Genomic DNA, 1,859 nt, shown 5'->3' on the forward strand with positions numbered 1-1,859 from the left:
ATTAAAAAATCAATTTACGAGAAAGATCTATTTACACAAAAGATTTGACAGTTTCTAATTTTAATTTTTTACTAAAAATATCTTTACTTTTTTATTTAAATAGTGTTTAATAAAGTTCATCTTAATTTAATGTATTTTTATTTTTTTGGAGGGGACAATATGAAAGTTAAGAAGATATTTGCGGCTGTTTCGACGGCTGCGCTTGCCGCTGTTGCCCTAACTGCTTGTGGTAAGAAAGATAATAGCTCTTCAGGTGACCAAGCATTAACTTGGATGGAAAAAACTGAACTTCAAACTATGGATATTTCTAAAGCCACAGATGAAACGGGTTTTAATCAATTAAATAATGTTTATGAAGGTCTTTATCGTTTAGGAAAGAATTCAAAAGTTGAAAATGCTTTAGCAACTAAGACTGTTGAAAGTAAAGACGGAAAGAATTGGACTTTCACTTTACGTAAAGGTGCAAAATGGTCAAACGGCGATCCTGTAACTGCAAAAGATTTTGTTTATTCTTGGCAGAGAACAGTTGATCCAAAGACTGGTTCTCAATATACTTCTCTGTTTTCTGGAATTGAAAATGCTGACGAAATTACTAAAGGTAAGAAGTCTCCAAGTACTTTAGGTGTCAAAGCAGTAGGAAATTACAAATTAGAAGTTAAATTGGAACACCGTATTCCATACTTTAAGTTGTTAATGGGATTCCCATTATTCTTCCCTCAGAATCAAAAGACTGTTGAAAAGTCTGGTAGCAATTACGGAACTGCTTCTAAGTATCAAGTTTATAATGGTCCCTTTGTTCAAAAAGGTTGGACTGGTTCTAACTTGAAGTGGAAATTAGTTAAGAATGATTCTTACTGGGACAAGAAGGATGTTAAGCTTAAGAGTATCGATTACTCAATTCAGAAGACACCTACTACTGCTTACAACTTATATCAATCAGGTAAGTTAGATGCAGCTGTTTTAGACGCACAAGGCACTAAGCAATTAAAGAATCAAACTGGTTACACTATTCGAAAGAAAGCAAGTACTCAGTACTTAAGCTACAATATGGCTAAGAGACCAGAATTTAAGAATGCTAAGTTACGTCAAGCTATTTCAATGGCTATTGACCGTCAAGCTTTAGCAAATGCATTGGGTGGAGCTAACCAAGCAGCTAAGACTTTAACTGCACCAGGTATCGTAGATATAAAGGGCAAAGACTATGTTGACTACGTAGAAACTCCTAAGTCAGAAGCTTATATGAAACATGATACTAAGAAGGCACGTGAATTATATAAAGAAGCCCTTAAGGAACTTGGAAAGACTAGTTTAACTTTCAACTTGCTTGGCTACGATGACGATGCAAGTAAGAAAGCAACAGAAACTCTTCAAAGTCAATTAGAAGACACATTGAAAGATGTAAATGTTCATGTTCAAAACATTCCTAAGAAGACTGCAATCGACAGAATGGTATCTGGTAACTTTGATGTTTCCTTCTCTGGATGGAGTGGTGACTTTGCAGATCCAATTACTTTCTTAGATCTTTTAACACCTGATAACGCAATGAACTTTGGTAAGTGGGACAATGAAAAGTACAACAGCTTACTTGCTGATTCTAAGACTACGGGTGATGTAAACAAGAGAAATCATGACTTAGAAGATGCAGAAAAGATCTTACTTGAAGAACAAGGTGTGAGTCCATTATTCCACCAACAAGAAGCATGGATGGTAAAACCATCAGTTAAGGGAGTTATTTACAATGGTGCTGGTGCATCATACAACTTTAAGCATGCTTATGTTGCAAAATAAGTAGTTAAATAAAAAATCGTAAATTGCAATAATAACTTGAACACTTTTGTTTAGGCTGTTTGATAGATGCG

The 1,859-nt window shown here is 34.7% G+C and carries 1 protein-coding gene; it reads left to right on the forward strand.

The features are described from left to right. Positions 1-159: 159 nt before the first annotated feature. Positions 160-1,788 carry a peptide ABC transporter substrate-binding protein gene (locus CP370_RS09015; RefSeq protein ID WP_087713340.1) on the forward strand — a complete coding sequence of 543 codons (1,629 nt, stop codon included), beginning with the start codon at positions 160-162 and terminating at the stop codon, positions 1,786-1,788. Positions 1,789-1,859 lie beyond the last annotated feature (71 nt).

It is taken from the genome of Lactobacillus sp. UMNPBX19, from assembly GCF_002553805.1.
Taxonomy (GTDB): domain Bacteria; phylum Bacillota; class Bacilli; order Lactobacillales; family Lactobacillaceae; genus Lactobacillus.

Coding starts and splice junctions, on each gene's coding strand:
- CP370_RS09015 (WP_087713340.1), top strand. CDS start 160: ATGAAAGTTAAGAAGATATTTGCGGCTGTTTCGACGGCTGCGCTTGCC.